A 24642-nucleotide genomic window follows, 5' to 3' on the forward strand; every position below is an offset into this window, starting at 1 on the left:
CCTCCCTGCGATCTCAGCGGAACACGGGGCTGCGCTTTTCGAGGAAGGCGCGCAGGCCCTCCTCGGCGTCGGGCGTGGTCTGGACGAGCGCCGCGGCGAGGCTCTCGGTGAAGAGCCCGTCCGAGCGGGACATGTCGCCGATGCGGGTCAGCGCGTTGATCATGAAGTAGTTGGACATGGGCGCGTTGGCGGCGATCCTGGAGGCAAGCTTGCGCGCCATCGGCAGCGCCTCGCCCTCGCCCACGCTGTAATGCGCGAGCCCGAGGCGCAGGCCCTCCTCGGCGTCATACTTGCGCCCGGTGAGCATCATCTCGACCATCCGGTCCGGCCCGAGGATGCGGCCCACCCGGACCGTCGCCCCGCCGCCCACGAAGATGCCGCGGCGGCCTTCGGGAAGCTGGAAGATCACCGATGGCTCGGCGATGCGCACGTGGGTGGCGGTCGCCATCTCGAGCCCCCCGCCGATCACCGCGCCGGTCATGGCGCTGATGGTCACGACGCCGCCGAACTGGATCATGTCCATGACGCGGTGCCAGTTGCGCGAGTGGTAGACCCCCTCCTCGGCGCTGCGCGACACGTGCTCGGCGAGGTCGAGCCCCGAGCAGAAGTGCCCGCCGCGACCGTGCAGGATCACCACGCGGACGTCCTTGGGAAGCGAAGAATAGAACTGCTCGATCTCGGCCATGAGACCGTCGGACATGGCGTTGCGCTTGTCCTCTCGGACCAGCTCGAGCTCGGCGATCTGCTCGTCGTAGCGGGCCTCGGTGTAGGTGCCTTTCAACATGTCAGTCCTCATTTCGGCGCAAGGCGAACGGCGCTGTCGAGGCGGATCACCTCACCGTTCAGCAGGGGGTTTTCGACGATCTGCTGCACCAGCAGGGCGAATTCATCGGGCTTGCCCATGCGCGAGGGGAAGGGCAGCCCGGCCTCGAGCGCGGTCCGCGCCTCGGGCGGGAGACCGGCGCTCATGGCGGTCTCGAAGAGCCCTGGCGCGATGGTCATGACGCGGATCCCGAAGCGGGCGAGCTCGCGCGCGGCGGGCAGCGTCAGCGAGGCGATGCCGCCCTTGGACGCGGCATAGGCCGCCTGCCCGATCTGGCCGTCCTGGTAAGCGACCGAGGCGGTGTTCACGATCAGCCCGCGCGCCCCGTCCGCATCCAGCGGCTCGGCGGCGGACATCAGCCTGGCGGCGTGGCTGAGCACGATGTAGCTGCCCAGCAGGTTGACCCGGAGCGTGCGCTCGAAGGCCTCGATGGGCAGCACCCCGTCGCGGGGCAGGATGCGCCCCGCGGTGCCGATGCCGGCGCAGTTGACCACGATGCGCGGGGTCCCGAGCTTCGACGCGACCTCGGCGAAGGCGGCCTCGACGGCGGCGTTGTCGGAAACGTCGACCGCAATCGCCAGCCCGCCGATCTCGTCCGCGACGCGCTCCGCCGCCTCGGCGCCGCGGTCCACCACCGCAACCCTGGCGCCAGCCGCTGCCAGCCGCCGGGCGGTGGCCTCGCCGAGGCCGCTGCCGGCGCCGGTGACCAGCGCGATCTGTCCGGAAATCTCCATGATCCGTTCCTTTCCCTAGATCAGGCCGCGCAGGGCGAGCATGCCGCCCACCAGCGCCAGATCGGCGATGATGAAGGGCACGATGCCGGCGAAGACCTGTTCCAGCCGCACGTAGTCCCGGGCGACCGAATGTATGACGAAGACGTTGAGCCCCACCGGCGGCGTGATCATCCCGATCTCGAGCAGCTTGGCGACGAGCAGGCCGAACCACAGCTTGTCGACGCCGTGCTGGGCGAGGATCGGCAGGAACAGCGGCAGGGTCAGCAGCAGCGCCCCGATCGGCTCGAGGAACATGCCCAGCACGAGGTAGATCAGCACGATCACCAGCAGCAGCGCGAAGGTCCCGAGCCCGAGGCTTTCCACGAAACCGCCCATCTGCATCGACAGGCCCGACATGGCCACGAGGCGGGTGAAGAGGTTGGCGCCGATGGCGATGATGAAGAGCGCGCCCGACGAGAGCAGCGTGTCGACGAGGCTCTCCTTGAAGTCGGCCCAGCTCAGCGAGCGGCGCAGCACGCCGATGAGCAGCGCCGCGAAGCTGCCGAAGGCGCCGGCCTCGGTGGCGGTGAAGAAGCCCGAGAACAGCCCGCCGAAGACCGCCGCGATGAGCAGCAGCACCGGCCAGATCTCGGCGGTCTTCCTCCAGCGGTCGCCCATGGTGTAGGGCTCGGCCGGCGGCAGGGCTGCGGGGTTGCGCCACCACACCACCAGCACCGCGCCGATGTAGAAGATAAGCGAGGCGAGGCCGACGAAGAGCCCGCCGAGGAACAGGTCGTTGATCGAGACCTGCGCCTGGATGCCGAAGAGGATCAGGATGATCGACGGCGGGATCAGCGCCCCGATGGTGCCGCCCGCGGCGACCGAGCCGGTGGCGATGCGCAGGTCGTAGCCCTGCCGCGCCATCTCGGGCACCGCGATGCGGCCGATAGCGGCGGAACAGGCCACCGACGAGCCCGACACCGCGGCGAAGCCCGAGGCCCCCGCCAGCGAGGCGATGGCGAGCCCGCCGGGCAGCCAGCCCCACCACACCCGCGCGGCCTCGAACAGGCCCCGGGTCAGCCCCGAGTGATAGGCGATGTAGCCCATCAGCAGGAACATCGGGATCGACGACAGCGTCCAGCTGGCCGAGGTGGTGTAGGGAATGGTCGAGAGCATCGAGAAGGCCGGGCGGAAGCCGGCGACGGCCCAGATGCCGACGAAGGACACGCCGATCAGCGCGGCGGCGATCGGGACGCGCAGCATGATCAGCCCGAGCAGCGCGGCAAGGGACAGGATGCCGATGGTGACGGGATCCATCACGCGTTCTCCTTGAGGGATTCGAGTTCTTCGAGCGGGTCGTGCTGGGTGCCCGCGAAACGCCCGGTGAAGAGTTCGATCAGGCGGATGACGTTGACCAGCAGCGCGAGGCCGAAGGACACCGGCAGGATCCAGTAGCTGGGCCATGTCGGGAAGCGCATGGTGCCGGCCTCGACGTAGACGCGGCGGGCGGTCTTGCTCACTGCCTCCACGGCGGAGCCCCAGAGCAGCACGGCCAGCACCGCGCCGAAGACCGTGAGCCCGAGCAGCAGCACCGCGCGCAGCGGCCAGCCGGTGAGCTTCTCGGTGAACACCGTCGCCTCGATGTGGCGGCGCTTGAGCTCGGTCATCGCCAACGGCAGCACGCTCACCGCGACCATGTAATACTTGCCGACAAGATCGGCAGTGGCGGGGAAGCCGGCGCCGAGGAAGGCGCGCATGAAGACGTCGATCACGACCTGCAGCATCATCGCCAGCAGCACGACGCCACCCAATACCATACTGATCCGCGCCACGGCGGTTTCGATCGGTTTCAGCATCCGATGCTCCGGGAAATTGCGGGGTGAAGCGGGTGAGCGCCCCGGGTTGGCGGGGCGCCCGGCGGTGACTCAGCCGCCGTAGGTCGCGAAATCGACCTGCGACCAGATCTCCTGCGCGCGCAGCTCGCCCAGGGCCTCGGGCGTCATGTCGGGGGTGACGAGCCCTTCCCATTTCTCGATCAGCGCCTTGTAGCGGTCGATCTTGGACTGGGCATCGGACACGCCGCGCTCTTCGAGGATCTTGGCGGCGTTGGCGAGGCGCTCTTCGTTGAACGCGGCCTTGGCATCGACGAGGCTCTGGTCAGGCTCGATGAACTCGACGAGCTTCTGTTCGCGCACTTCGGCGATCTGGGCGTCAAAGCCCGCGAGGCCCGCGGCCAGACCGTATTGCGAGGCAGTGGCCAGCGCCTTGCGGTCGGCGGTGTCCATGCGGTCCCAGAGCATCTTGCCGGCGGTGGCAACGGCCGCGCCGTTGAACACGCCCTGCTCGATCTCGGTGACGTAGCCCACCACGTCGCCAAGGCGGTTTGCGATGATCTCGTGCGGCGAGCTGAAGGTGGCGTCGATCACGCCCTGGCTCAGCGACTCGAAGAGTTCGCTCGAGGGCATCTGCACGGGCGCGCCGCCGGTGCTTTCGATGAAGGCCGCGTAGAACGGCGAGCCGCTGCGGATCTTCAGGCCCTTCATGTCGTCGAGGGTGCGCACCGGCCTGGTCGACAGCAGGTCGTAGAGCGGCGTGGTATCGGAGCCGAGATAGACCTGCCCGTTGCGGGTGAACTCGGCCTGGCAGGGCTCGCAGGTGACGATGTACTCGGTCACCGCCGACGAGACGACCTTGGCGCTGGAGCCCAGCATCGACAGCTCGGAGACCAGCACGCTGTCCGGGTACTCGGCGACGAAATAGGGCATCAGCAGTGGGCCGAATTCGGTCACGCCGTCACGCAGGCTGGTGGACATCTCGTTCGGCGCGACCAGCCCCGAGGGCGTGTCCATGCCGGTCCAGCGCCCGTCGGTCAGCTCTTCGAGCTTGGCGAAGATCGTCGGGTAGACGTCGGTGGCGATGGCGTGGCTCGGGCCGAAGCCGCTGGTGGCGCGGATGGTGTCCGCCTGGGCCGTCAGCGCGACGGCGGAAATCGAGCATGCGAGCAGGCTCGCGGCAAAGCGCGTTTTCATGGGTCTCCTCCCTGTGTTGCGTCACGCCCGTCCGAACCCGGACGGACCGCGACCCTCCTTATCACGTCCGCTGGTCCTCGAGCCGTTCCAGAACGGCCATGAGGCGGGTGCGATCCTCCTTGTCGAGACAGCCGACGATCGTGTCCTCGGCCTGCCTTATCTTGTCGGCCGCCCGGTCGCGCAGACGGCGGCCGCGCAGCGTGGCGGTCAGCGCATAGCGCCGACGGTCCGTGGGAACCTTCTTGCGGGCGATGAAGCCGGACTGCTCGAGCTCGTCGATGATCACGACCAGGTTCGAACGCTCCATCTGCAAGGCCGCCGCGAGTTCGGTCTGAACGATTCCGGGATTGTCGGTGATGATCGACAGGCAGGAGAAGCTGACCACCCTGAGGCCGTCCTCCGCGAGCACCTGCTGTGCCACCGGCTGGATCTGCATGTAGGCGCGCTTCAGGCGGTAGCCGATCAGGTCACCAAGCACCGTGTCCTCCACATTCTGGCCCACACGGTCGTCCGGACTTTTATCGAGTTGCGGCATGCGGTCCCTCCTCTGCGATAATTGGTATTCGGTATAATTGTTATGGTCAATAAGTATTTTCAGGAGCGTAATTTCGGAACGTTTTCCGAGAGCAATTCCGAGGAAAATTCTGAATTAAGATACTGAAAGATAAATATATTATAAAAAGCTCAACGGAGAGCCTCTCCGCCCCTTCCCAAGCATCCGTCCGGCGAAGCGTCAACTTTTCCACCCGTTTTCCGCCGCGCCCGACGCCTCGATTCCACCTTGGAACGCCCCGGACTCAGCTGCTCTGCACCGCACCCAAATGCTGCATCTGCGAGAGCCCGCCCTCGGGGCCCAGTGCCCCCACTCGCCAAAACCGCCCGCAATTTACCTTGCGTAAACAAGCATGAAATGACAACCTTAGGGAGAAACTGGATCCACGCGATCCACGGTGTCAGGACGAGTCGGGGGAGAGGATCATGCGCAGCACAGCAGCAGTGACACTGGACCGGAGGGGCTTTCTTGTCGCCACCGTCCTTGCCGGCACCGCCGGCGCCGTGCCGTTTCTCGCGGCCGAGCCCGAGCCGATACGGCTGACGCTGACCACCGAGACAGGCGGCACCGGCCTGCGCTACCGCGTCCTGCTCGAGAACCCCGCCAGCGCGCCGGCGCCGGTGCGGTCGGTGCAGGTCTTCGCGCTCGGCGAACGCCAGCCGCTGCTGGCCAGCTTCGACATCGATCCGGACGCACCCCGCGCCGAGATGAGCGGCCCGCTCGACCTCGGCCGCGAACAGAACGTCATGGCGCTGGTCCGTCTCGACGACGGCACCATGCTCCATGCCCGCAGCCACGTCTCCGCCGCCAGCGGCTGAGGCGCAGCCACGAAGAAGAGAGTCCGGACTCGATCCGGGGGGAGGGACCAGATGACATTTCGTACCGGCGGCCTCGCCGCCATCCTGCTTGCGGGTTTTCTCGGTGTGCCCGCCGCCCAGGCGCAACAGGGCACCGATTGCAGCGCCCCCACGGACTGGTTTCCCCACGCGCAGACACCGCCGCCGGACGACAACGCGGATTTCAACAGCAACTGCGCGTTCCACCTGTGGTCGTGGCAGGCCTTCCTGTTCCTCACCCAGAACGACGACGACGGCATGCCGCGCTTCCTGAGCCTGATCCCGGCACAGGACGTGGTGGACGGCGTCCCCGACACCGAGCCCAACGAGGTGATGCTGCGGCCCCGCGCCCGCAAGAGCGACATGGGCGAGACCTTCGACGAGGTCGGACAGGCGGGCTCGCTGGGGCTGCTCGTCGATCAGAACGGCCGGGCGGTCTATTACTCGATGTACGTGAACCAGACCTACTACGATTTCGTGGTCACCCAGAACCAGTACAACGTCCCCGCCAACCTGCTCGCCGCCCCCGCCGACCAGAACTACCCGATCGGATCGGTGACGCTGAAGGCCGCGTGGAAGATCATGGGCGCCGACGAGGACGCGTCGGGCTTCTTCACCATGCCCGCCACCATCGAGACGCTCAGCGCCGACGCCGCGGGCAACGTCATCGCCGACCCCGGCCAGACCGAGGAGGTCACCGTAGCACTGGTGGGCCTGCACGTGGTCGGCATCGTCAAGGGCCACCCCGAGGCGATCTGGGCCACCTTCGAGCACCGCAACAACGCGCCGCAGTTCTCGCTGGGCCAGCTCATCGACGACCCGGTGAGCAGCCAGGATTTCACCTTCTACGCAGCCAGCACCACCGCCGGTGAGTGCAACCAGAACAACGCCGCCTTCCTGACCCTGACCGATCCCGCCGCCCAGACCCTGTCGCCGGTCACGCAGGTCTGCCGGCAGTATCCCTTCGGCGGCGGCTCGACCCAGAATTCCGCCAACATCGGCAGCCTCAACAGCACCGTGCATGCCGGGCTCGAGGCGGACTCGGTCTGGCGCAACTACATGGAAACCGGTGCGATCTGGTTCAGCCAGGTCGACGCCCTCGAGCCCAACATGGCGATGGACGGCAGCATCATCACCGGCTCGGTGAAGCTGTCCAACTCGGTGATCGAGACCTTCACCCAGAAGGTGCGCTCCGAGGACCAGTGCTTCTCGTGCCACCGCACCGACATGGTCTTCCCGCCCGACGCCGTGGACCAGCCGCTGCCGGGCAAGAACCTCAACATCAGCCACATCCTTCTGAACGCCTACGTCCAGAACCTCGAAGCCAAGTGACCGGACACGCAAGGAGAGACATGCCATGACATTTCGCATTCATCCGGCCATCGGCATCGCGCGCGTCGGCAACAGCCTCGAGTACTACATCGGCCCCGAGACCATGGCCGGCATGCCGCAGGAGGGCACCGACCTCAACGGCGGCCTGCCGATCCGGCCCGACACCGACGGAGAGACCATCACCAGCGCCGACGTGCGCGACGGCGCCGGGGCGCTCAAGCGGCAGGCCGCGCGGTTCACCGTCTTCGAATACGACGACGCCCCGCTCGGCAGCTTCCCCTCGGGCGACGGCACGCCGGTGGGCATCGGCACGGTGCTGTCGGACGGGCGCACGGTGACCGACATCATCTGGACGGTGCACCTTGCCAACAAGAAGGCCAACTGCTGGCTCGAGGTCGACGAGGAGGGCATCGCCTCCTACACCGGCGGCGGCCTGCCCCCGCTCCGCAACCCGGGCTTCGGCGGCGCCGACGACCCCTCGGCGCCGGAGCGGCTGGCGAAGCTGGTGATCGACGCCGGCCCCCGCACCGTCCAGGGCACCGGCGCAAGCGTCGAGTTCGACACCGCGACCCCGGCCTCGGCCTATGTCGGCGGCGCGGTGACCGAGCTGCCGGACTATCCCAAGCAGTTCCCCGACACCGCGACCTTTCCCGACCTCGTCTGCCCCTCTGGCGAGGCGATCACCACGCTGGGCGGACTGCGCACCGACAGCAAGGGGCGGCTCGAGGTTCTGGGCGGCCACGGGCTGGCCTGCGGCTTCGGCGCCAACGCCCTGCCGCTGATGCACGACGTGAACAACGACGGCTGGCTAGACGACACCTCGGACGGGCCGGTGACCGCGGTGCTGGTGCTCGACGACGGCAGCGAGGTGCCGCTCGAGGGCAGCGCCTGGGCAGTCGCGACGGACCCGGGCTATGCGCCGCAGACGCTCAACATCGTCTCGCTCTGGGACGACATCTACAACACCTGGATCGAGCATTTCGACGTCAACCCGGGCATCTACGCCAACGGCGCCTACCTGCCCGACTACCAGCCGGATTTCTACGAGGACATCTTCCCGGTCTTCCGCGCCGCCTCGCTGCAGATGTGGAACACCAACCTGCCGGACTCGGCCATCGCCGCGCATGACAGCATCGACAACATCACGCCCGAGGACGACCCCGGCAACCGGCTCTACGTCAAGGCGCTGATCCGCAACCCCAACCCCGATCCCGACGGCAGCAACGACTTCGCCACCGGCTCGCCGCTGATGCCACTGTCGCTGGGGGACGCGGGCAAGGCCTTCCTGACGCTGTCGACCAGCCAGTATTTCTTCGTCATGCAGTGGTTCGACAAGAAGTTCACCGCCACCCCGCCGGTGCCGCTGGGACCGGGCGAACGGCTGGACAAGGTGGTGCTGGCGAACTGCCTCGGCGGGCGCTTCAGCCCGGGCATCGACCTCACCTTCATCGTGCGCGACACCGAGCTCTACAACAGCGACTGGACCAACCCGGCCATCGGCCCGTTCCGCATCGCCATGGCGCCGCTGGATTACGGCAGCGCGCAGGCGGGGACGCCCTTCCTCGGGGTCGGCTACACCCCCACGCGGCCGGGACAGGCGGGGGTCGAGCCTGGCGACATCTGCAAGTTCATGGCCATCCCCTGGCACACGGATTACAACTCTTGCGCTACCCACCTGCCCGAGCCCAACCCCGGAGGCGACGTCAACAGCCGCAAGGACCCGCACGTGTTCGAGGGCATCAACACCACGCTCTTCTGGTCCTGGCCCGCGCAGCGGCCGGTGGCGGTCTACACCTTCGACGACCTCGCCGCGAACGGCGGCGCCCTGCCCCGGCAGAAGTTCTCGGTGCGCGGCGAAGGCACCAAGGCGCAGCCCTCGCCCGCGGGGCCCGGCCCCTTCCCGGCGCAGAACGTCGGGCGCTTCCAGGACCGCGAGAACATCCTGCTGAACTGGCAGAAGATCGGCGTCGTCATGCAGGGACCGGCGATCGAGGGCTACGATCCTTCCTATCCCACCAACTACTACCTCGAGGTGGCGAGCCTCTTCGAGGACGATGCCGACCCGGTGATCCCGTGGCCGAACACCATCTCCGACAACCCCTCGGGCTGATCGCCGCATGATCGCAGACACCACGTTCGAAAGCTGCGACGTCGCGGTGCTGGGCGGTGGCCCGGCGGGCGCCGCCTGCGCCATCGCGCTGGCACGGGCCGGGGTCGGGCGCGTGGTGCTTTGCGAGTCCGAGGAGGTGCGCCCCTTCCGGCTGGGCGAGACCATCCCGCCGGACAGCCGTGCCCTCCTCGACCGGCTGGGCGTGCTGGATGCGTTCCTGGCCGACGACCACATGGCCTGCCACGGCAGCTGCTCGAGCTGGGGCAGCGACGGGCTGGGCTACAACGACTTCATGCTGCGCCCCTACGGCCACGGCTGGCACATCGACCGGCCCCGTTTCGAGGAGCTGCTGCTGGAAAACGCTGCGCAGGCGGGCGCCGAGCTCTGGCTCGGGGCGCAGTTCGCGGGAACCGAGCGCATCGACGGCGGCCACCGGCTGGCGTTCCGCGGTGCGCCGACGCTAGAGGCGCGCTTCGTGGTCGATGCCACAGGCTGCAGCGCCGCCTTCGCCCGCAGGCAGGAGGCGCAGCGCACCGGGCTCGACACGCTGCACTGCATCGCCGCGCGCTTCCGCAAAGCCGCCCCAGGCCTGTCGCGGCTGACATGGCTCGAGGCGGTGCCCGAGGGCTGGTGGTACGCGAGCCGACTGCCCTCGGACCGGCTGCTGGTGCTTTTCGCCTCCGACGCGGACGTCGTGCGCGACCATGGTTTCTCGGATCCCGAGACGTGGCTGGCGGCACTGCGGCGCACCCGGCACATTCGCGCCCTGCTCGAGCATGTCTCGGACGCGCACGAACGGCCCCGGGCCGGGGCAGCGCCGTCCTTCTGCCTCGACCGGGTGGCGGGGGATGACTGGGCGGCGCTCGGCGACGCGGCCTCGGCCTGCGATCCGGTCACCGCGCGCGGGCTCTGGAAGGCACTCTCGGGGGCGCTGGTGCTGGCCGACGCGGTGCAGGCGGCGCTCGCCGGCGACACCGCGCCGCTCGACGCCTATGCCGGCGCCGTGCGGCAGGACTTCACGACCTACCTCGCCATGCGCCGGGATCTCTACGGACTCGAGACGCGCTGGCCCGACGCGCCCTTCTGGGCGCGGCGCCACGCCAGCGTCACCGCCTGAGCCCTGGGCGCTCAGCCGAAGATCAGACGCGGCACGAAGAGCGAGATCTGCGGGATGTAGGTGATGATCAGCAACACGATCAGGTTCACCACCACGAAGGGCCAGACGCCCTTGATGATCTCGGTCACCGGCTTGTCGAGCGTCGAGCTCGCCACGAAGATGTCGAGCCCGAAGGGCGGGGTGATCATACCGAGACAGACGTTCAGCGTCGCGATCATGCCGAAATGCACCGGGTCGATGCCGAAGCTCTGCGCCACCGGGAAGAGCGGCGGCACGAGGATCAGCAGCGTCGAGTTCGGGTCGATGAACATGCCCGCCACGAAGAAGCAGAGGTTCACCACGATAAGGAAGGTGATCCGCCCGGCCTCGGCGGTCTCCATCATCGAGATGATCCCGGCGGGGATCTGCGCCAGCGTCACGAAGAAGCTGATGAGCCCGCCCACCGCCAGAAGAACGAAGATGATCGCGGTGTTGATCGCGCTCTCCTCGGTGATCTGCACGAGTCCCTTCAGATCGAGGCTCCGCAGCACCACCATTTCGACGAGGATGGCGTAGACCACGCTCACCGCCGCGGCTTCGGTCGGGGTGATGACACCCGAATAGATGCCGCCAAGGATGATGACCGGCATCCCGAGCGCCCATTTTGCCCGCCAGATGGCATGGAACCGGGCGCCCCACGGCAGGCGCGGGTCCGCGGTTACGCCGCTGCGCAGCGCCTGGATATGCACGAAGATCGCGAAGGCTGCCGCCAGCACCACGCCAACCGCGAGCCCGCCTGCGAAAAGTTGCGAGATCGAGGTGCCGGTGATCCAGCCGTAGACGATCAGCGTGATCGAGGGCGGGATCAGCAGCGCCGTCTCGGCCGAGGCCACCAGCAGTCCGAGGCTGAACTTCTCGGAGAACCCCGCGCGGCGCATCTCGGGGTAGACCATGCGCCCCATGGCGGCGACCGTGGCGGGCGCCGAGCCCGAGACCGAGCCGAAGGCCATCGAGCCGCCGACCACCACGTGACCCATGCCGCCGCGGGTGTGCCCGAGCAGCGCCTTGACCACGCCGATGAGCTGGCGCGCGATCTGCCCCGAGCCCATGAGGTTGGCGGCGAAGATGAAGAACGGGATGGCCAGCAGCGTGGAATGGTCGATGCCTCCCACGATCTTCTGCACCACCGCCGCGTCAGGCAACTGAGGCCAGAACGCCTGCTTGTAGGCCAGCGCCGGCAGGCCCAGCACCAGCAGCATCTCGAAGCCGAGCGCCAGCAGCGCCACCGCCAACAGCAGGATCAGCGCGAGCATCATGCCTGCTCCTCCTGCGCGGAGAAGCGGTCGATGACGCCAAAGAGGCTCAGCGCGTAGCGCAGCGCCAGCAGCAGGAAGCCCGCCACCGGCGCCATGTAGATCACCCCCATCGGCACGCCGAGCGTGGGCGAGCTCTGCCCCGATCGCAGCACGAACTGCACCAGCCCCACCGCCAGCCAAGCGACGTAGAGACAGAAGCCGATGCCCGCGATGTCGATGAGCCGCTGCACCGCCTTCAGCGCCGCCGGCGGCAGCCGGTCGCGGAGCGTGGTGATGCCCACATGCTTGCCCCGTTCCAGCGCCAGTCCCAGCGCGAGGAAGACGAGGAACAGGTTCATGATCCGCACCGCCTCCTCGATCCAGGCGAAGCGGCTGGCGAAGCTGCCGCCAATCTCGCGGGTGATCACCGAGCCGGTGTAGAGCGTCACCATCGACAGGAAGAGCGCGACCAGGACGGTGCGTTCGACCGTCCGGAGCAGGCGGAGGGCTTTCATCGGGGCTCCTTGATGCAGGCGGCCCCGTGTCGCCGGGGCCGCCCTGACCTTAGTTCAGGCTCTCATAGGCCTGCGTATAGGTGTCGAGCAAGGCCTGCCCGGCGTCGCCGGTCTTGGCGACATAGGCGGCGGAGGCGGGCTCGAACATCACCTCGCGGAAGTTCGCCCGCTCGGCCTCGTCGGCGATCCGCACGTCGGTGCCCGACTCCTTGATGGCGGCGAGCGCGTCTTCGACGGCGGCGGCCTTGTGCGCGGTCAGCTCGGGGATGACCTCGGCAAAGGCGTCACGGATGATGGTGCGGTAGTCCTCGGGCAGGCTTTCCCAGAACATCGGGTTGAACAGCACCACGTCCTCCATCGCGCCGTGATCGGAGACGACGAGGTAGTCCTGCACCTCGTAGAACTTCATGGCGCGGATGGTGTCGAGCGGGTTCTCCTCGCCGTCCACGACGCCGGTCTGCAGCGCGGTGTAGAGCTCGCCGAAGGGCAGCGCGATGGCCGAGGCGCCAAGCGCGTTGAACTGCTCGATGAGGATCGAGCTGTCCATCACCCGGAACTTCTGGCCCGAGAAGGCCGAGATGTCGTCGAGCGGCTTGGACGAGGTGAACTGCTTGGTGCCGTTGGGCCAGAGGTCGATGGCGACCAGACCCTTGTCCGAGAAGCTGTCGAGCAGCGCCTCGCCGAAGGGCCCGTCGCGCAGCTCGGCGGCGGCGGCGGTGTCCTCGGGGACGAGGTAGGGAATGTCGAGGATCGACACCAGCGGGTTGAAGCCGCCGAGGAAGGCCGCTGGCGACACCGTCGCCTCGAGCGTGCCGAGCTGGACGCCCTCGGTCATCTGGCGCTGGTTGCCGAGCTGGCCCTGCGGGAAGAGCTGGAACTCGACGGCGCCCCCGGTGCGCTCCTTGACCAGCTCCGCCACCTTCTCGAGGTGGACGTGACGGCTTTGCTGGGTGCTTTCTAAGTGGCCGATCTTGGCCACGAAGTCCTGCGCGAAGGCCGGGGTGGCGAGACCGATCGCCAGCGTGGCGAGGATCGGATGAAGGAAGGACGCGGTCCGCATCGGGATGTCTCCGTAAAGTCGCAAATTCCTGGTGGTGCGCCGCAGTTTCACACCCCGCCCCATCGGGGCAAGCGCCATGCGTCAGATTTATGACACGCCGCGCTTTTGCCGCCGCACCCATGGGGGCACGCTGAAAATTTGCACAGGCGCCGCCGGGCGCGCAAGTCCGCTGCACGGGCGGCCCGCGTCAGATCGCCCTTGGCCAGCCGCGCGCCGGGCGCCATATCTGCAGGAGGGCGGCGCATCGGGCCGCCGCTTCTGGGACGGAACGGGCAGGTGCGGGCACTCTGGATCATGCTGGGCGTTACAAGCCTCGGGCTCGGGATCATCGGGATCGTGCTGCCGATCCTGCCGACCACGCCCTTCGTGCTGCTCTCGGCCTTCGCCTTCAGCCGCAGCTCGCCCCGGCTGCACGCGGCGCTGCTCGCGCACCGCACCTTCGGCCCGCTGATCCTGCGATGGCAGACCGAGCGCGCGATCCCGCGCCGCGCCAAGATCATGGCGGTCACCATGATGACGCTGGTCTTCCTCGGCAGCCTGCTGGCCGGCGTCTCCGAGCGGGTGCTGCTGATCCAGGGCATCGCCATGGGCGGCGCGGCGATCTTCGTGCTGACCCGGAACCGCCCCTCGGACGAGTGAGCCGCCACCATGGCCCGCGGGTCGCGCCACGGCCGCAGATCAGGCGAATGGGCTTGACGCGACCCAAGCCATGCGAATTGATGCCCCCAGGCCAGAGGCGCCGCCGTCCGGGCGCGCCGGCGGAGAAGCGAGGAGAACCACCATGAAGATGTGGGTGAAATGGCTCATTCTGGGCATCCTGTCGATCCTGTTCGGCCTGTTCGTGCTTGCGAACCCGGTCGCCGCCTCGATCGCCGTCACCACGCTCGCCGGCATCCTCTTCGCGGTCGCCGGCGGCTTCCAGATCTTCGCGGGGTTCGGCGAGGGCAGCACCTCGAACAAGGTCATGAGCTTCGGGCTCGGCCTGCTGCTGCTGCTGCTCGGGATCTCGCTGATGTTCCGCCCGCTCGAGGGCGTGGTGTCGCTGACGATGATCGTCACCATCCTCTTCGCCGCCAACGGCGTCACCCGGCTGATCACCGCCTTCCGGATGCGCCAGACCCCGTTCTTCTGGGCGATGCTGCTCTCGGGCGCGCTGTCGGTGCTGCTCGCAGGCTACATCATTGCCAACTTCTTCGAGGTCGCGCCCAGCCTTCTCGGGATCCTTCTGGGCATCGAGCTGATGTTCAACGGCATCGGGCTGGTGATCCTCGCCTTCTTCCTGCGCACCCACGCGGAAGAGATCAGGCAGGCGCTCAAGGACCTCGAGAAGTAAGCCGCCCTCAGGCCGCCACCGCCCGCACGGGCCCGGCCACCGGCGCGCGGCGAGCCTCTGCAAGCTCGCGCGCATGGATGCCCAGCAACACCAGCGCCGGCCACAGGAGATAGGCCTCGATCTCGAGGTTCTCGCCGAAGGTCAGCAGCACGATCACCATGCAGAGCCCCAGCGGCAGGCGCCCGCGCGGCCCCATGGCGGCATCGCGCAGCGCCAGCGACGTCTGCCAGATCAGCGGCACGGCAAAGGCCAGCAGCCCCACAAGCCCCTTCACGAAGAGCAGCCCGAACCACGTGTGGTGGCTGCCGATGGGCATGTACTCGACGATGTGCGGGCCCGGCTGCACGGTTCCGTGGCCGAACCAGACCGCCTCCTCGCGCCAACGTTCCTCGGCGATGCGCTGCAGGGTCTCGCGCACCCGGGTGCTGTCGGCGCGGGCGCCCTTGAAGGCGTCGACCCCGTTCGAGATGGTCCGCGCCAGCCACGTGCCGGTGATCGCCAGCGAGGCGGTCAGCCCCGCCGCCGCAGCCCAGGCCCAGCTGCGCAGCACCAGCGGCATCATGCGCGGCCCCATGGTGCAGGCCACCAGCCCGACGAGCCCCATGCGCGACTTCGACGCCAGGATCATCAGCACCCCCGCCGCGATCCCCGCCGCGCGCCAGCGCTTGTCGGTGTCCTCGAGCGCGAACAGCACCGTAGACACCCCGAGCAGCGCGGCAAAGGGCGACCAAGGCGCATAGAACTGCCAGCGCGGCGTCCACGAGGCCGGGTCGAAGGTGAAGAAGTAGACCGAGAAATACTCGGGCCCCGGGCCGCCGATGGCCTTGAGCGGCGAGGTCCAGATGCGCTCGGGCAGCCCGAGATGAGGGGCGGCCAGCAGCACCGGCGCGAGGCAGAGGGTCACCAGCCCAAGCCGGCACTGGGCGCGGACGAGGATCTCGCGCCGGATCGGCAGCACCGCCCCGATCAGCGGGAAGAGCGCCAGCAGCGCCCATCCCTTGGCCCAGCCGATCGAGGACTTGATGGTCTGCTTCATGCCCAGCGACCAGTCGAGATGTCCGACCCAGAGCGCCACCAGCATGACCAGCATGCCGACGCCCCAGCCCCAGATCACCGGCGGCACCGGGCCGGTGGCACGCAGGTCCTCGCGGATCGCGGGCCCGAGGTAGAGCGACAGCCCCGCCAGCATCGCCAGCGTCCAGGCCAGCACCGGCCCCACCACGTAAAGCGCCCCGATGCCATAGAGCGGCCAGGTCCAGGTGATGGTCTTCCAGATCATCGCCTCGGCCGGGTTCCGGGGGGCAATGACCGCTGCGGAGCGGGGCGCCGCGATGACGGCCTCCGAAGGGTCTTGCGGGCAAATCACGGCCCCGGCAGGACCACGGGGAGCGATCACCGCATCCGGGGAGTTGCGACCGGCGCTCACTGCCCCTGCCCCTTGACCGACAGCAGCCCACGGATCAGCGCGCCGCGGATCCAGGCGAGGCAGAGCGAGAAGAACAGCAGCATGCAGGCGGCGACACCCGCGGCCAGCGCCAGCTTGCGGTTGGGCGACGACGGCCGGTCGGGCAGCGTCGGGTCCTCGAGCACCTGCACCAGCGGGTACGAGGCATATATGTCGGTCTTGCTCGACTGGGTGCGGGCGATGGCCGAGGCAAAGACCGCCTCCGCCACGCTGAAGTCGCGCTGCAGGTCCTCGAGCTGCGCCGCCAGCGGGGCCAGCGCATCGAGCCGGGCGCTCTCGGTCCGGCGCAGGGTCTGCAGTTCGGAAAGCTCCGCCGCGATGCCCGCGCGCTCGGCGTCCTGCCGGACGAGCTCGGTCAGCAGCGTCGCGCGGCCACCGTCGATGGCGCGTTCGAGCCGCAGCCCCTGCCCGGTCAGCTCCACGGCGCGGGCCTCGGCCTTGCTGCTCGCGGCGTCGAGCGTGGCGGCGGCCTTGACCACCTCGGGGTGCTGGCGCCCATAGCGCGACCGCACGTCGGCCAGCTCCGCCGAAGCCTCGGCGATAGCATCGAGCAGCGCGAGATAGGTGCTGTCGCCATTGAGCCGCAGGATGGTCGAGGCCTCGGTAGGACCGGTGTCGAGCTGCAGCTCGAGCCGGCGCACCGCCGCCTCCTTGCTCTTGTGCTCGGTGGAGAGCGTCTCGATCTCGGCCTTGAGGTCGTCGAGTTCCTGCACCTGCCGCCGGTACTGCTCGGCCGAGTGGAGCCCGCTCTCGGCCTGCAGCCCGGCGATGTCCGAGCGGGTCGCGGCGACCGAGTTCTGGTATTCCTCCATGGCGGCGAGCCCGCCGTTCTGGCGGCTGTCGAGCTCGTCGCCGCGCAGACGGTCGATCTCGGTGAAGAAGGCATCCATCAGGGCGCCGTTGCGGGCCTGCGCCTCCTCGGGCGAGGGGCCGACCATCTCGATATGGATGAACGCGGTCTGGTCGACGAGACGCACCCGAGGCTCGCCGAAACCGCGCGGATCGACGCCGAGCCGACCGGCCGCGTCTCGGATCACCCGGTCGGCGGCGAGCAGGCGCTTGTAGGTCTCGGTGGGCGAGATCGAGTTGCTGGCGAAGGCCGAGTTCGAATAGCTCGACGCCTGCCCGATGTCGGCGAGGTTGACCGAGGCCGACGCCCCCGAGCCAGGCAGGATCAGCGACATCTGGCTGCTGTAGCGCAGCGGCGCGGATTTCAGATAGCCGGTGATCGGCGCCCAGATCGCGGCCGATCCCAGCGCGAAGATCCACAGGTACCGCGGCAGACGGCTGAGATCGAGCGAGGCGCCCCCCATGAGGAGGCGCCGGAATGTAAACCGGCGAAGGAATCGCGGCTTGCGGGCGGGCGTGTCGAGCGAGGCATCCTGCGAGGTCATGGGCAAACTCCTTTGCCCAAGCTTCTACCTCAGCGTGTACCGTTCCGGGGGTGCGCGGCGGGAGACGCGCGGCGGGCGGATGTCCCGCCGCCTATCCGTCCGGACAGGGTCTCAGAACAGCCCTTCGTCGCGCGCGACGATGGCGGCCTGGGTCCGGTTGTTGACCTCGAGCTTGCGGTAGAGCGTCTTCATGTGCAGCTTGATCGTCGGCTCCGTCAGGTCGAGATCGCGGGCGATCTCCTTGTTCGACTTGCCCTCGGAGAGCCCACGCAGCACCTCGAGCTCACGCTTGGTGAGCCGTTCGGCCAGCGGGTGCTTCTCTTCCTCCTCGGCCGCGGTCATGAAGGCGATCGGGGCGTATTGCTCGCCCATCGCCATGAAACGCACCGCATTCACCAACGACTTCGCGGGCAGCGTCTTGGGCACGAAGCCGGCGGCGCCAAGCGCAAGCGCCTGTTCGGCGACATCCTTGGTGGCCTCGCCCGAGATCAGGGCGACGCGCTGGCCACCCTTCATCTCCAGCGCCTCGCGCAGGCTGTCGAGCCCGCGCATGCCCGGCATCTTGTAGTCGAGCAGCACGAGATTGTAGGCCTCGTCGTTGCGGATGCGCTCGCAGGCTTCCTCGAAACTCGACGCGGGCGTGGTTTCGATCCCGTCCTCGGCGCCGAGGAAGGCGATCAGCGTGTCCCTGAGCAGATCGTGGTCGTCTGCAATCAGCACTCTCATACCCATTTCACGTACCATCCTCTGTCCCGATCCGCGCAACCTACACGCGCACGGCCTCCCGGTTAAGCGATATTTAACCGTTTTCCTGTTTGCGAGGATAGATGACATATCCAACCGGGTAGGTCCACTCGCGGAGACGTCATGGCGGGCGCGTTCGAAAGCCTGTTAAAACGTTTGCTCCACGCCGCTGACCTGTTGCGAAATTGCCCGGAATCGCTGCGCCACCGCATGAACGTGAGGACTTCAGAACGGAGGAGACACGTCATGCGGATGATCCCGCCCCCTGCCTTTTCGACCGAACTCGCCACCCCGGCGCACGGCCTTCCCATGACCCGCGTGCTTGGCCAGCCAATCGTGGATGCCACCACCGACGACTGCGTCACCGCCCTGCTGGACGGCCGCGAGCGCACGGTGTTCTTCCTCAACGCCCATTGCGCCAACCTGCGGGCCCGCGACCGGGGCTATGCCGCCGCGCTGGCCCGGGCCGACGTGGTGCTGCCCGACGGGATCGGCGTCGAGCTGGCCGCCCGGATGACCGGCGACCGGCTGACCGAGAACCTCAACGGCACCGACTTCACCCCCGAGCTGCTGCGCGCCGCCGCCCGGCAGGGCCTGTCGGTCTTCCTCTTCGGCGCCCGTCCCGGCACCGCCGAGGCCGCCGCCGAACGACTGATGGCCGACATTCCCGGGCTGCGGATCGCCGGCACCCGCGACGGCTACGCGGGATCCGCAGATCCGGAGCGCGCGGTGCAGGAGATCAACGCCTCGGGCGCCGACATCCTGCTGGTCGCCATGGGCGTGCCGATGCAGGAGCTCTGGATTGACCGCCACCGCCCCGACCTCGCGCCGCGGCTGGTGCTAGGTGTCGGCGCGCTGTTCGACTTCCTCGCCGGCAACGTGCGCCGCGCGCCCGCCCCCGTCCGCAAGGCGCGGCTGGAATGGGCCTGGCGCCTCGCGCTCGAGCCGCGCCGGCTGGCGAGCCGCTACCTGCTCGGCAACGGCACCTTCCTGATGCGCGCGGCGGCCCACGCCCTGCGCATGGCGGGGCGCGACGCCATCGCCAAGCGCGCGCTCGACCTGACCGCGAGCGCTGCGCTGATCCTCTGCCTGGCGCCGGCGCTCTTGCTGGTAGCGGCGGTGATCCGGCTCGACAGCCGCGGCCCGGTGCTGTTCCGCCAGACCCGCATCGGCCGCAACGGCCGGGCCTTCACCATCTTCAAGTTCCGCACCATGCACACCGACGCCGCCGAGCGGCTGGCCGAGATCCGCGCGCTCTCGGACCGCGCGGGCATCTGCTTCAAGTCCCGCCACGACCCGCGCGTTACCCGCGTCGGCCGGCTGCTGCGGCGCTTCTCTGTCGACGAGCTGCCGCAGGTCTTCAACGTGCTCTTCGGCACCATGTCCCTGGTCGGCCCCCGGCCCGCGCTGCCCACGGAGGTCGCGGCCTACCCCGCCCGCGCGCTCGAGCGGCTGGCCGCGAAGCCGGGAATCACCGGGCTCTGGCAGGTCTCGGGCCGGGCCGACATCGGCTTCGACAAGATGGTCGACATGGACATCGCATATGTTCGTTCTCGAGGCATACTTCTGGACGTGATGCTTCTTCTCCTCACCGCCCGCGCTGTCGCTTCCGGACGCGGAGCCTATTGAAACCCCTACAGAATATGCCTTCGGGCGTCGGTCACCTATCCGTTCGGGTAGGTCTTCAATCCCGATCCGTGGATGAACCTGACCGGCGATGGTGGCAGAATTGCGGAAGATCCAAACAGGTGCGACCATGATTCATTCCTCCTTCAGACTACTGACCGCCGCGGCGCTCACCGCGCTGGCCATGGCGTCCAGCGTCAAGGCCGAAGAACTGCCCGCGCCGGAAGGCACTGTCCTGCTCACCATCAGCGGTGACATCGAGAACACCAACGGCGACGGCATCGCGGAATTCGACATCGACATGCTGCGGGCCATCGGCGAAACCGAGATCACGACCGAGACGATCTGGACCCCCGGGACGAAGGTTTTCAAGGGCGTGCCGCTCAGCACGCTGCTTGAATATGTCGGCGCCGACGGCGAGAACATCGACGCGACAGCCATCAACGACTATTCCATTACCATCCCGATGTCCGACGCGGTGCCGACCGGCCCGATCATCGCCTACGAGATGGACGGAGAGTTGATGTCGCGTCGTGACAAGGGCCCGCTTTGGGTGATCTACCCGTTCTCGTCCTCCAGCGAGTACCGGACCGAGGTCATCTATTCGCGGAGCATCTGGCAGCTCGATCGTCTCGCGATCAAGTGAATAAAGGCGCCCCTCGCGGGCCGAAGTGGGGGGCACCGTGGCGCTCACTGACAGAATTCGTCGTGGCGGCAAGGCCGTACTAGGGGCTTTCGCAGGCCTCAGTGTGCTTGCGATCCTCTTCATGTCCTTCGAGATCGTCGATGAGCTGCGCTTCCTGAGCTCGGCCAACTCGGACAACGTCCACTGGACGCTGTCCCAGGCCGAGGTCGAATTCCTCGAATTCCAGAATGCCGTCGACCGGGCCCGGATGGCCGACGACCCGCCGCCGAACCTCGATGAGGTCATCATCGAGTTCGACGTCTTCTACAGCCGCCTGGCAACGCTCGGCACCGGCCTGCTCTACTCGCCCCTGCGCGAGTGGTCGCAGTTCCGCACCCCGCTGCTCGACGCCCGCGAGCGGCTCGAGAACATGATCCCCCTGATCGACGGCCCCCGCACCGAGCTTGCGGCGGCGCTTCCGGACATGGCCACCGAGCTGACCGAGATCCGCCCGCTGATCCGCAAGATGGCGACCACCGGGCTCGAGTTCTTCGCCTTCGAATCCGACGCCAGCCGCACCTCTGTCGCCGTCACCCTGTCCCGCGTCGCGCTGCTGACCATCGGCCTGCTGATGGCGCTCGCGGCGCTGCTCTTCCACGCCCGCCGCGTCACCCGGAAGAGCCAGGACCGCGAGCGTGAGCTCGCCGCCTCGAACGCGCGGCTCCACACCATCGTCGGCACCTCGCTCGACGGCGTCATCGTGAGCGACCTCGACGGCAAGATCATCGATTTCAGCCCCTCGGCCGAGAAGATCTTCCAGCGCAGCGCGGAGGACGTGAAGGGCAAGCGCCTCGGCGAGATCATCGTCCCGGAATACCGCCGCGCCGAGCACGAGGAAAACCTCCGCCGCCTGCGCGAGACCGGCAACCACGAGATGCTGCGCAAGGGCCGCCTCAAGCTCGATTCGCTGCGCGCCGACGGCGAGATCTTCCCGACCGAATACTCCGTCGCCAAGGCCAGCGCCGGCGACGAGGACCTGCTGGTGGTCTTCCTCCGCGACATCTCGCACCGCGTCGCCGCCGAGAACGAGTTGGTTCAGGCTCGCGACCGTGCACTCGCTGGCGAAAAGGCCAAGGCCGAGTTCCTCGCGATGATGACTCACGAGATCCGGACGCCGCTGAACGGCGTACTGGGCAACCTGTCGCTGCTCGAGGACACCAAGCTCAGCCTGCCGCAGAGCCGCTACGTGCGGAACATGAAGATCTCGGGCGAGCTGCTGATGCGCCACGTCAACGACGTGCTCGACATCGCGCGCTTCGAGTCGGGCGCCGACACCGCGCAGGAGCAGGCGGTCCACATCGGCCACATGATCCAGGACATCGTCGACTCGCAGGTCAGCAACGCGCAGTCCCGCGGCAACGTGCTGCAATGGGGCTGGACCGGCGAGCCCGCCGGCTGGCTGCGGCTCGACGCCTCGCGCCTGCAGCAGGTGCTGCTGAACCTGATCGGCAACGCCATCAAGTTCACCCGCGACGGCCGCGTCACCATCGAAGCCGAGCTGCAACGCGAGGGCGGCGGGCTCGCGCTCGAGCTGCGCGTCATCGACACCGGCGCCGGCATCCCCGAGGCAGACCAGAAGCGCATCTTCGAGGATTTCCAGACGGTCGAGCGGGCCGTGGGCGAAAGCATCGGCGGCACCGGGCTGGGTCTTGGCATCGTGCGCCGCTTCGTGCGCGCCATGAAGGGCGAGATCGGCGTCGAGAGCGATCCGGGCGAAGGCAGCGTCTTCTGGCTGCGCCTGCCGGTGACCGCCGCGGACGACATGCGCCCCGCGCTCGCCTCCGAGATCGAGCCCGAGGCCGCAGACGACCGCCAGCTCGACATCCTGCTGGCCGAGGACAATGACATCAACCTCGAACTCGCCCGCGAGGTGCTCGAACGCATGGGCCAGACCGTGACCACCGCGCGCAACGGCCAGCAGGCGGTCGACGCCGCAGCAAAGCGGCACTTCGACCTGATCCTGATGGACATCCGCATGCCGGTGCTCGACGGGCTCGCCGCCACGCGCGAGATCCGAGCCGGCGACGGCCCCTGCCGCGAGACGCCGATCGTCGCCTTCTCGGCCAACGTGCTGCCCGAGGCCCGCGACCGCTTCGCCGCCGCCGGGATGAGCGACTTCCTCGGCAAGCCACTGCAGACCACAGAGCTGCGGCAGGTAATCGCGCGGCTCAGCAAGAAGCACCGCGCCATGGCACCCGCTGCCGAACCGGTTCCTGCACCGGCCCCTGCCCCGGATCCCGTGGCGGTGCAGCCGACGCCCGCGCCTGCCCCGACACCTGCCCCGCAGGCCGCGGCCGAGCATGACCGCGACAGCGTGATCGCCCTGCTCGGACGCCGTCACCTCGAGGAAACCGAAGAGCTCTTCGACTGGCTCGCCGCTTGCCCCGACGATCTCGGCGCCGTCGCCGACCGCGCCCACAAGATCGCCGGCAGCGCCGCGGCCTTCGGGCAGCAGCGCCTGCGCGACGCACTGGTGGCGCTCGAGAAGGCCGCCGAGACCGGCGACCCCGACGCCGTGGCGCCCGCGATCTCGCGCGCCCGCGCCGCGTGGGAAACCGCGCCCGCCCCCTGCGTGGGCTGACCGGCGCGTCGTCTGCCTGGGCGGAGCGCTGCGGGTCTCACGCTTCGAACGGCGCGGGTCGACTGCGCGGGCTCACCGGCGCGCCTTCTCCACGACGGCCGAGCACCGCACGGTTGCTGCGACGGCTGACCACCCTCCTTTGCGTGCTTCGAGCACGGCGCGTCCTGATGCGGACTGAGCGCCCCCTTCGTAGGACGAGCGCCGCACGGCGCTATGGAATCACCGGCACCACCGAACCCAGCACGCCAGCCACCTCGGAGAGGTTGGTGATGCTGCTGTCGTAACAGGCGATGGCGTCGCCCGGCAGCAGGTAGGGGTCGAAATCGTCACGGTCGGCGCGGCGGAGCTGGTCCTCGATGCTGCGCTCGATCACCGTCGAGACCCCGGTCACCGGGTCCCGCGTCAGCAGCACCGCCGAGCGGTAGGCGCTGGTCGCCCGCGCCCCGCCGACGCAGTTGGTGTCCACCACCGCCTGCATGAATCGCGTGCCCCATGGCATCTCGCGCACCTCGCGGCCGATGGCCGAGATCGCGTTGCCCGTCGCCGGCTGCGTCAGGTTCGACAGGAACAGCGAGACCCCCGGCGGGCTCAGCGGGCTGGGGCGCATCAGATCGTCCTGGAAGCACTGGCGCGAGGGCACGGTGATCTCGTCCCCGGTCAGCAGCATCACGTCCGCGGCGTTGCGCCCCTCGAACACGCCACGCAGGTCGAGCGTGTAGCTCCGACCGGCTCGGCGCAGCTGCACCGCCGAGAGGTCCGCGTCCGGCCGCACCCCGCCCGCTGCGCGGATCGCCGCGGAGAGGTTGCGCGCCTCGGTCGAGGCGCCGAGCGCCAGTTGCCGCGCCGGGTCGAGGTCGTCGCCCGACTGCCGCCCGATCTCGATCGCGTGCGGCTCGAACACCGCGCCCGAGACGGCGACCGAGACGCTGGCGAAATCCGTCGCCCGCACCGAGACGCGGGGCGCCGCGTCGTAGAACTCGGCCCGCACCAGCGCCGCGGCGAGATCGGCCTCGATCTCGTCGGTGCTGCGCCCCTGCGCCGCGATCGGCGGCAGGAAGGGCAGCTTCAGCATGCCGTCGCGGGACACCACGTAGTTGCTGGTAAAGGTCGGATCGTCCGAGACCCGCACGTCCACGAGGTCGTTGCGCGACAGCCGCTCGCCGCGCAGCGCGTATTCCACTAGCTCGCTGCCCTTGACGCCGCCGTCGGGCCCGCCGCCATGGGGCGTGCAGCGCTCGGCATTGAGCCGGGCCGAGAACAGCATCGCGGGCTCTCCGCCGCGGGCGGGCGGGTCGCGATATTGCGCCTGATAGCCGCCGCCGCTTTCCACCGGTGCGATGTTCTGCGGGTTCGGCGCAGGACCGCAACCGGCGACCAGCCCGAGCCCGAGGCAGGCCCCGAGCGACCTGCGGCGCGCATTCGACATGCAACCCTCACGCGTGTTCATTGACG

The 24642-nt window shown here is 68.6% G+C and carries 22 protein-coding genes; 9 read left to right on the top strand and 13 right to left on the bottom strand.

Translation table 11 applies throughout. The annotated features are described in order from the left end of the window. Positions 1-13: 13 nt before the first annotated feature. From BLQ77_RS04570 to BLQ77_RS04595, 6 genes are all read right to left on the bottom strand, one after another. Positions 14-784, bottom strand: coding sequence for a crotonase/enoyl-CoA hydratase family protein (locus tag BLQ77_RS04570; RefSeq protein WP_089955954.1), 771 nt, complete (start codon positions 782-784; stop codon positions 14-16). 8 nt (positions 785-792) lie between these two features. Next, positions 793-1557 (bottom strand): SDR family NAD(P)-dependent oxidoreductase, encoded by a 765-nt coding sequence (locus BLQ77_RS04575; RefSeq protein ID WP_089955958.1) that lies wholly within the window; start codon positions 1555-1557, stop codon positions 793-795. A 15-nt stretch (positions 1558-1572) separates the two neighbouring features. Next, entirely contained in the window at positions 1573-2853 is a 1281-nt protein-coding gene (locus BLQ77_RS04580; protein WP_089955962.1) for a TRAP transporter large permease, read from the bottom strand. Beyond that, complete coding sequence (locus tag BLQ77_RS04585; protein ID WP_089955965.1) at positions 2853-3392, bottom strand: TRAP transporter small permease; 540 nt, start codon at positions 3390-3392, stop codon at positions 2853-2855. Before BLQ77_RS04585 ends, BLQ77_RS04580 begins: the two co-directional genes overlap by 1 nt. A gap of 69 nt (positions 3393-3461) precedes the next feature. Beyond that, the gene (locus BLQ77_RS04590) at positions 3462-4565 is read right to left on the bottom strand and encodes a C4-dicarboxylate TRAP transporter substrate-binding protein (RefSeq protein ID WP_089955969.1); all 1104 of its coding nucleotides are present in this window, start codon (positions 4563-4565) and stop codon (positions 3462-3464) included. Positions 4566-4626: 61 nt separating this feature from the next. Further along, positions 4627-5100, bottom strand: coding sequence for a MarR family winged helix-turn-helix transcriptional regulator (locus BLQ77_RS04595; RefSeq protein WP_089955972.1), 474 nt, complete (start codon positions 5098-5100; stop codon positions 4627-4629). Positions 5101-5543: 443 nt separating this feature from the next. Between BLQ77_RS04595 and BLQ77_RS04600 the strand changes: the two genes are divergently transcribed. The 4 genes from BLQ77_RS04600 to BLQ77_RS04615 are packed head-to-tail and all read left to right on the top strand — an operon-like array spanning position 5544 to position 10513. Continuing rightward, positions 5544-5936, top strand: coding sequence for a thiosulfate oxidation carrier protein SoxY (locus tag BLQ77_RS04600; protein ID WP_110476878.1), 393 nt, complete (start codon positions 5544-5546; stop codon positions 5934-5936). Positions 5937-5987: 51 nt separating this feature from the next. After that, the gene (locus BLQ77_RS04605) at positions 5988-7286 is read left to right on the top strand and encodes a hypothetical protein (protein WP_089955979.1); all 1299 of its coding nucleotides are present in this window, start codon (positions 5988-5990) and stop codon (positions 7284-7286) included. A 25-nt stretch (positions 7287-7311) separates the two neighbouring features. Next, positions 7312-9396 carry a LodA/GoxA family CTQ-dependent oxidase gene (locus BLQ77_RS04610; protein ID WP_089955982.1) on the top strand — a complete coding sequence of 695 codons (2085 nt, stop codon included), beginning with the start codon at positions 7312-7314 and terminating at the stop codon, positions 9394-9396. A 7-nt stretch (positions 9397-9403) separates the two neighbouring features. After that, positions 9404-10513, top strand: a complete 1110-nt coding sequence (locus BLQ77_RS04615) for an FAD-dependent monooxygenase (RefSeq protein ID WP_089955986.1) — start codon at positions 9404-9406, stop codon at positions 10511-10513. Positions 10514-10524: 11 nt separating this feature from the next. Here the strand turns inward: BLQ77_RS04615 and BLQ77_RS04620 are convergent, their stop codons facing one another. Genes BLQ77_RS04620 through BLQ77_RS04630 form a run of 3 tightly spaced genes read right to left on the bottom strand, consistent with a single transcriptional unit; the run spans position 10525 to position 13362 of the window. After that, positions 10525-11808 (bottom strand): TRAP transporter large permease, encoded by a 1284-nt coding sequence (locus tag BLQ77_RS04620; RefSeq protein WP_089955989.1) that lies wholly within the window; start codon positions 11806-11808, stop codon positions 10525-10527. Beyond that, positions 11805-12302, bottom strand: a complete 498-nt coding sequence (locus BLQ77_RS04625) for a TRAP transporter small permease (protein ID WP_008887189.1) — start codon at positions 12300-12302, stop codon at positions 11805-11807. Before BLQ77_RS04625 ends, BLQ77_RS04620 begins: the two co-directional genes overlap by 4 nt. 49 nt (positions 12303-12351) lie before the next feature. Beyond that, entirely contained in the window at positions 12352-13362 is a 1011-nt protein-coding gene (locus tag BLQ77_RS04630) for a TRAP transporter substrate-binding protein (RefSeq protein WP_008887095.1), read from the bottom strand. A 276-nt stretch (positions 13363-13638) separates the two neighbouring features. Here BLQ77_RS04630 and BLQ77_RS04635 point away from each other — a divergent pair, with 276 nt between their 5' ends. Beyond that, positions 13639-14001: a YbaN family protein gene (locus BLQ77_RS04635; RefSeq protein WP_089955994.1), complete on the top strand. Its 363-nt coding sequence runs from the start codon at positions 13639-13641 to the stop codon at positions 13999-14001. A 142-nt stretch (positions 14002-14143) separates the two neighbouring features. Then, positions 14144-14695, top strand: a complete 552-nt coding sequence (locus BLQ77_RS04640) for an HdeD family acid-resistance protein (protein WP_008887089.1) — start codon at positions 14144-14146, stop codon at positions 14693-14695. A gap of 7 nt (positions 14696-14702) precedes the next feature. Here the strand turns inward: BLQ77_RS04640 and BLQ77_RS04645 are convergent, their stop codons facing one another. From BLQ77_RS04645 to BLQ77_RS04655, 3 genes are all read right to left on the bottom strand, one after another. Next, positions 14703-15974, bottom strand: a complete 1272-nt coding sequence (locus tag BLQ77_RS04645) for an O-antigen ligase family protein (protein WP_089955998.1) — start codon at positions 15972-15974, stop codon at positions 14703-14705. A 143-nt stretch (positions 15975-16117) separates the two neighbouring features. After that, positions 16118-17554, bottom strand: coding sequence for a GumC family protein (locus BLQ77_RS04650; RefSeq protein ID WP_089955999.1), 1437 nt, complete (start codon positions 17552-17554; stop codon positions 16118-16120). A 111-nt stretch (positions 17555-17665) separates the two neighbouring features. Beyond that, positions 17666-18280, bottom strand: a complete 615-nt coding sequence (locus tag BLQ77_RS04655; RefSeq protein ID WP_089956002.1) for a response regulator transcription factor — start codon at positions 18278-18280, stop codon at positions 17666-17668. 264 nt (positions 18281-18544) lie between these two features. Between BLQ77_RS04655 and BLQ77_RS04660 the strand changes: the two genes are divergently transcribed. The 3 genes from BLQ77_RS04660 (at position 18545) to BLQ77_RS04670 (ending at position 23190) form a co-directional block, all read left to right on the top strand. Next, entirely contained in the window at positions 18545-19927 is a 1383-nt protein-coding gene (locus BLQ77_RS04660) for a WecB/TagA/CpsF family glycosyltransferase (RefSeq protein WP_089956006.1), read from the top strand. A gap of 127 nt (positions 19928-20054) precedes the next feature. After that, positions 20055-20570 carry a putative pterin-binding protein gene (locus BLQ77_RS04665; RefSeq protein ID WP_089956009.1) on the top strand — a complete coding sequence of 172 codons (516 nt, stop codon included), beginning with the start codon at positions 20055-20057 and terminating at the stop codon, positions 20568-20570. A gap of 103 nt (positions 20571-20673) precedes the next feature. Further along, positions 20674-23190 (top strand): ATP-binding protein, encoded by a 2517-nt coding sequence (locus tag BLQ77_RS04670; protein WP_089956013.1) that lies wholly within the window; start codon positions 20674-20676, stop codon positions 23188-23190. A 211-nt stretch (positions 23191-23401) separates the two neighbouring features. Here the strand turns inward: BLQ77_RS04670 and BLQ77_RS04675 are convergent, their stop codons facing one another. After that, positions 23402-24616: a polysaccharide biosynthesis/export family protein gene (locus BLQ77_RS04675; RefSeq protein WP_089956016.1), complete on the bottom strand. Its 1215-nt coding sequence runs from the start codon at positions 24614-24616 to the stop codon at positions 23402-23404. Positions 24617-24642 lie beyond the last annotated feature (26 nt).

Origin of the sequence: Salipiger thiooxidans, assembly GCF_900102075.1 — a bacterium.
Taxonomy (GTDB): domain Bacteria; phylum Pseudomonadota; class Alphaproteobacteria; order Rhodobacterales; family Rhodobacteraceae; genus Salipiger; species Salipiger thiooxidans.

Bases quoted from the DNA above. Each gene is read 5' to 3' on its own strand.
- BLQ77_RS04570 (WP_089955954.1), bottom strand. From the start codon at position 784: ATGTTGAAAGGCACCTACACCGAGGCCCGCTACGACGAGCAGATCGCC.
- BLQ77_RS04575 (WP_089955958.1), bottom strand. From the start codon at position 1,557: ATGGAGATTTCCGGACAGATCGCGCTGGTCACCGGCGCCGGCAGCGGC.
- BLQ77_RS04580 (WP_089955962.1), bottom strand. From the start codon at position 2,853: ATGGATCCCGTCACCATCGGCATCCTGTCCCTTGCCGCGCTGCTCGGG.
- BLQ77_RS04585 (WP_089955965.1), bottom strand. From the start codon at position 3,392: ATGCTGAAACCGATCGAAACCGCCGTGGCGCGGATCAGTATGGTATTG.
- BLQ77_RS04590 (WP_089955969.1), bottom strand. From the start codon at position 4,565: ATGAAAACGCGCTTTGCCGCGAGCCTGCTCGCATGCTCGATTTCCGCC.
- BLQ77_RS04595 (WP_089955972.1), bottom strand. From the start codon at position 5,100: ATGCCGCAACTCGATAAAAGTCCGGACGACCGTGTGGGCCAGAATGTG.
- BLQ77_RS04600 (WP_110476878.1), top strand. From the start codon at position 5,544: ATGCGCAGCACAGCAGCAGTGACACTGGACCGGAGGGGCTTTCTTGTC.
- BLQ77_RS04605 (WP_089955979.1), top strand. From the start codon at position 5,988: ATGACATTTCGTACCGGCGGCCTCGCCGCCATCCTGCTTGCGGGTTTT.
- BLQ77_RS04610 (WP_089955982.1), top strand. From the start codon at position 7,312: ATGACATTTCGCATTCATCCGGCCATCGGCATCGCGCGCGTCGGCAAC.
- BLQ77_RS04615 (WP_089955986.1), top strand. From the start codon at position 9,404: ATGATCGCAGACACCACGTTCGAAAGCTGCGACGTCGCGGTGCTGGGC.
- BLQ77_RS04620 (WP_089955989.1), bottom strand. From the start codon at position 11,808: ATGATGCTCGCGCTGATCCTGCTGTTGGCGGTGGCGCTGCTGGCGCTC.
- BLQ77_RS04625 (WP_008887189.1), bottom strand. From the start codon at position 12,302: ATGAAAGCCCTCCGCCTGCTCCGGACGGTCGAACGCACCGTCCTGGTC.
- BLQ77_RS04630 (WP_008887095.1), bottom strand. From the start codon at position 13,362: ATGCGGACCGCGTCCTTCCTTCATCCGATCCTCGCCACGCTGGCGATC.
- BLQ77_RS04640 (WP_008887089.1), top strand. From the start codon at position 14,144: ATGAAGATGTGGGTGAAATGGCTCATTCTGGGCATCCTGTCGATCCTG.
- BLQ77_RS04645 (WP_089955998.1), bottom strand. From the start codon at position 15,974: ATGATCTGGAAGACCATCACCTGGACCTGGCCGCTCTATGGCATCGGG.
- BLQ77_RS04650 (WP_089955999.1), bottom strand. From the start codon at position 17,554: ATGACCTCGCAGGATGCCTCGCTCGACACGCCCGCCCGCAAGCCGCGA.
- BLQ77_RS04655 (WP_089956002.1), bottom strand. From the start codon at position 18,280: ATGAGAGTGCTGATTGCAGACGACCACGATCTGCTCAGGGACACGCTG.
- BLQ77_RS04660 (WP_089956006.1), top strand. From the start codon at position 18,545: ATGCGGATGATCCCGCCCCCTGCCTTTTCGACCGAACTCGCCACCCCG.
- BLQ77_RS04665 (WP_089956009.1), top strand. From the start codon at position 20,055: ATGATTCATTCCTCCTTCAGACTACTGACCGCCGCGGCGCTCACCGCG.
- BLQ77_RS04675 (WP_089956016.1), bottom strand. From the start codon at position 24,616: ATGTCGAATGCGCGCCGCAGGTCGCTCGGGGCCTGCCTCGGGCTCGGG.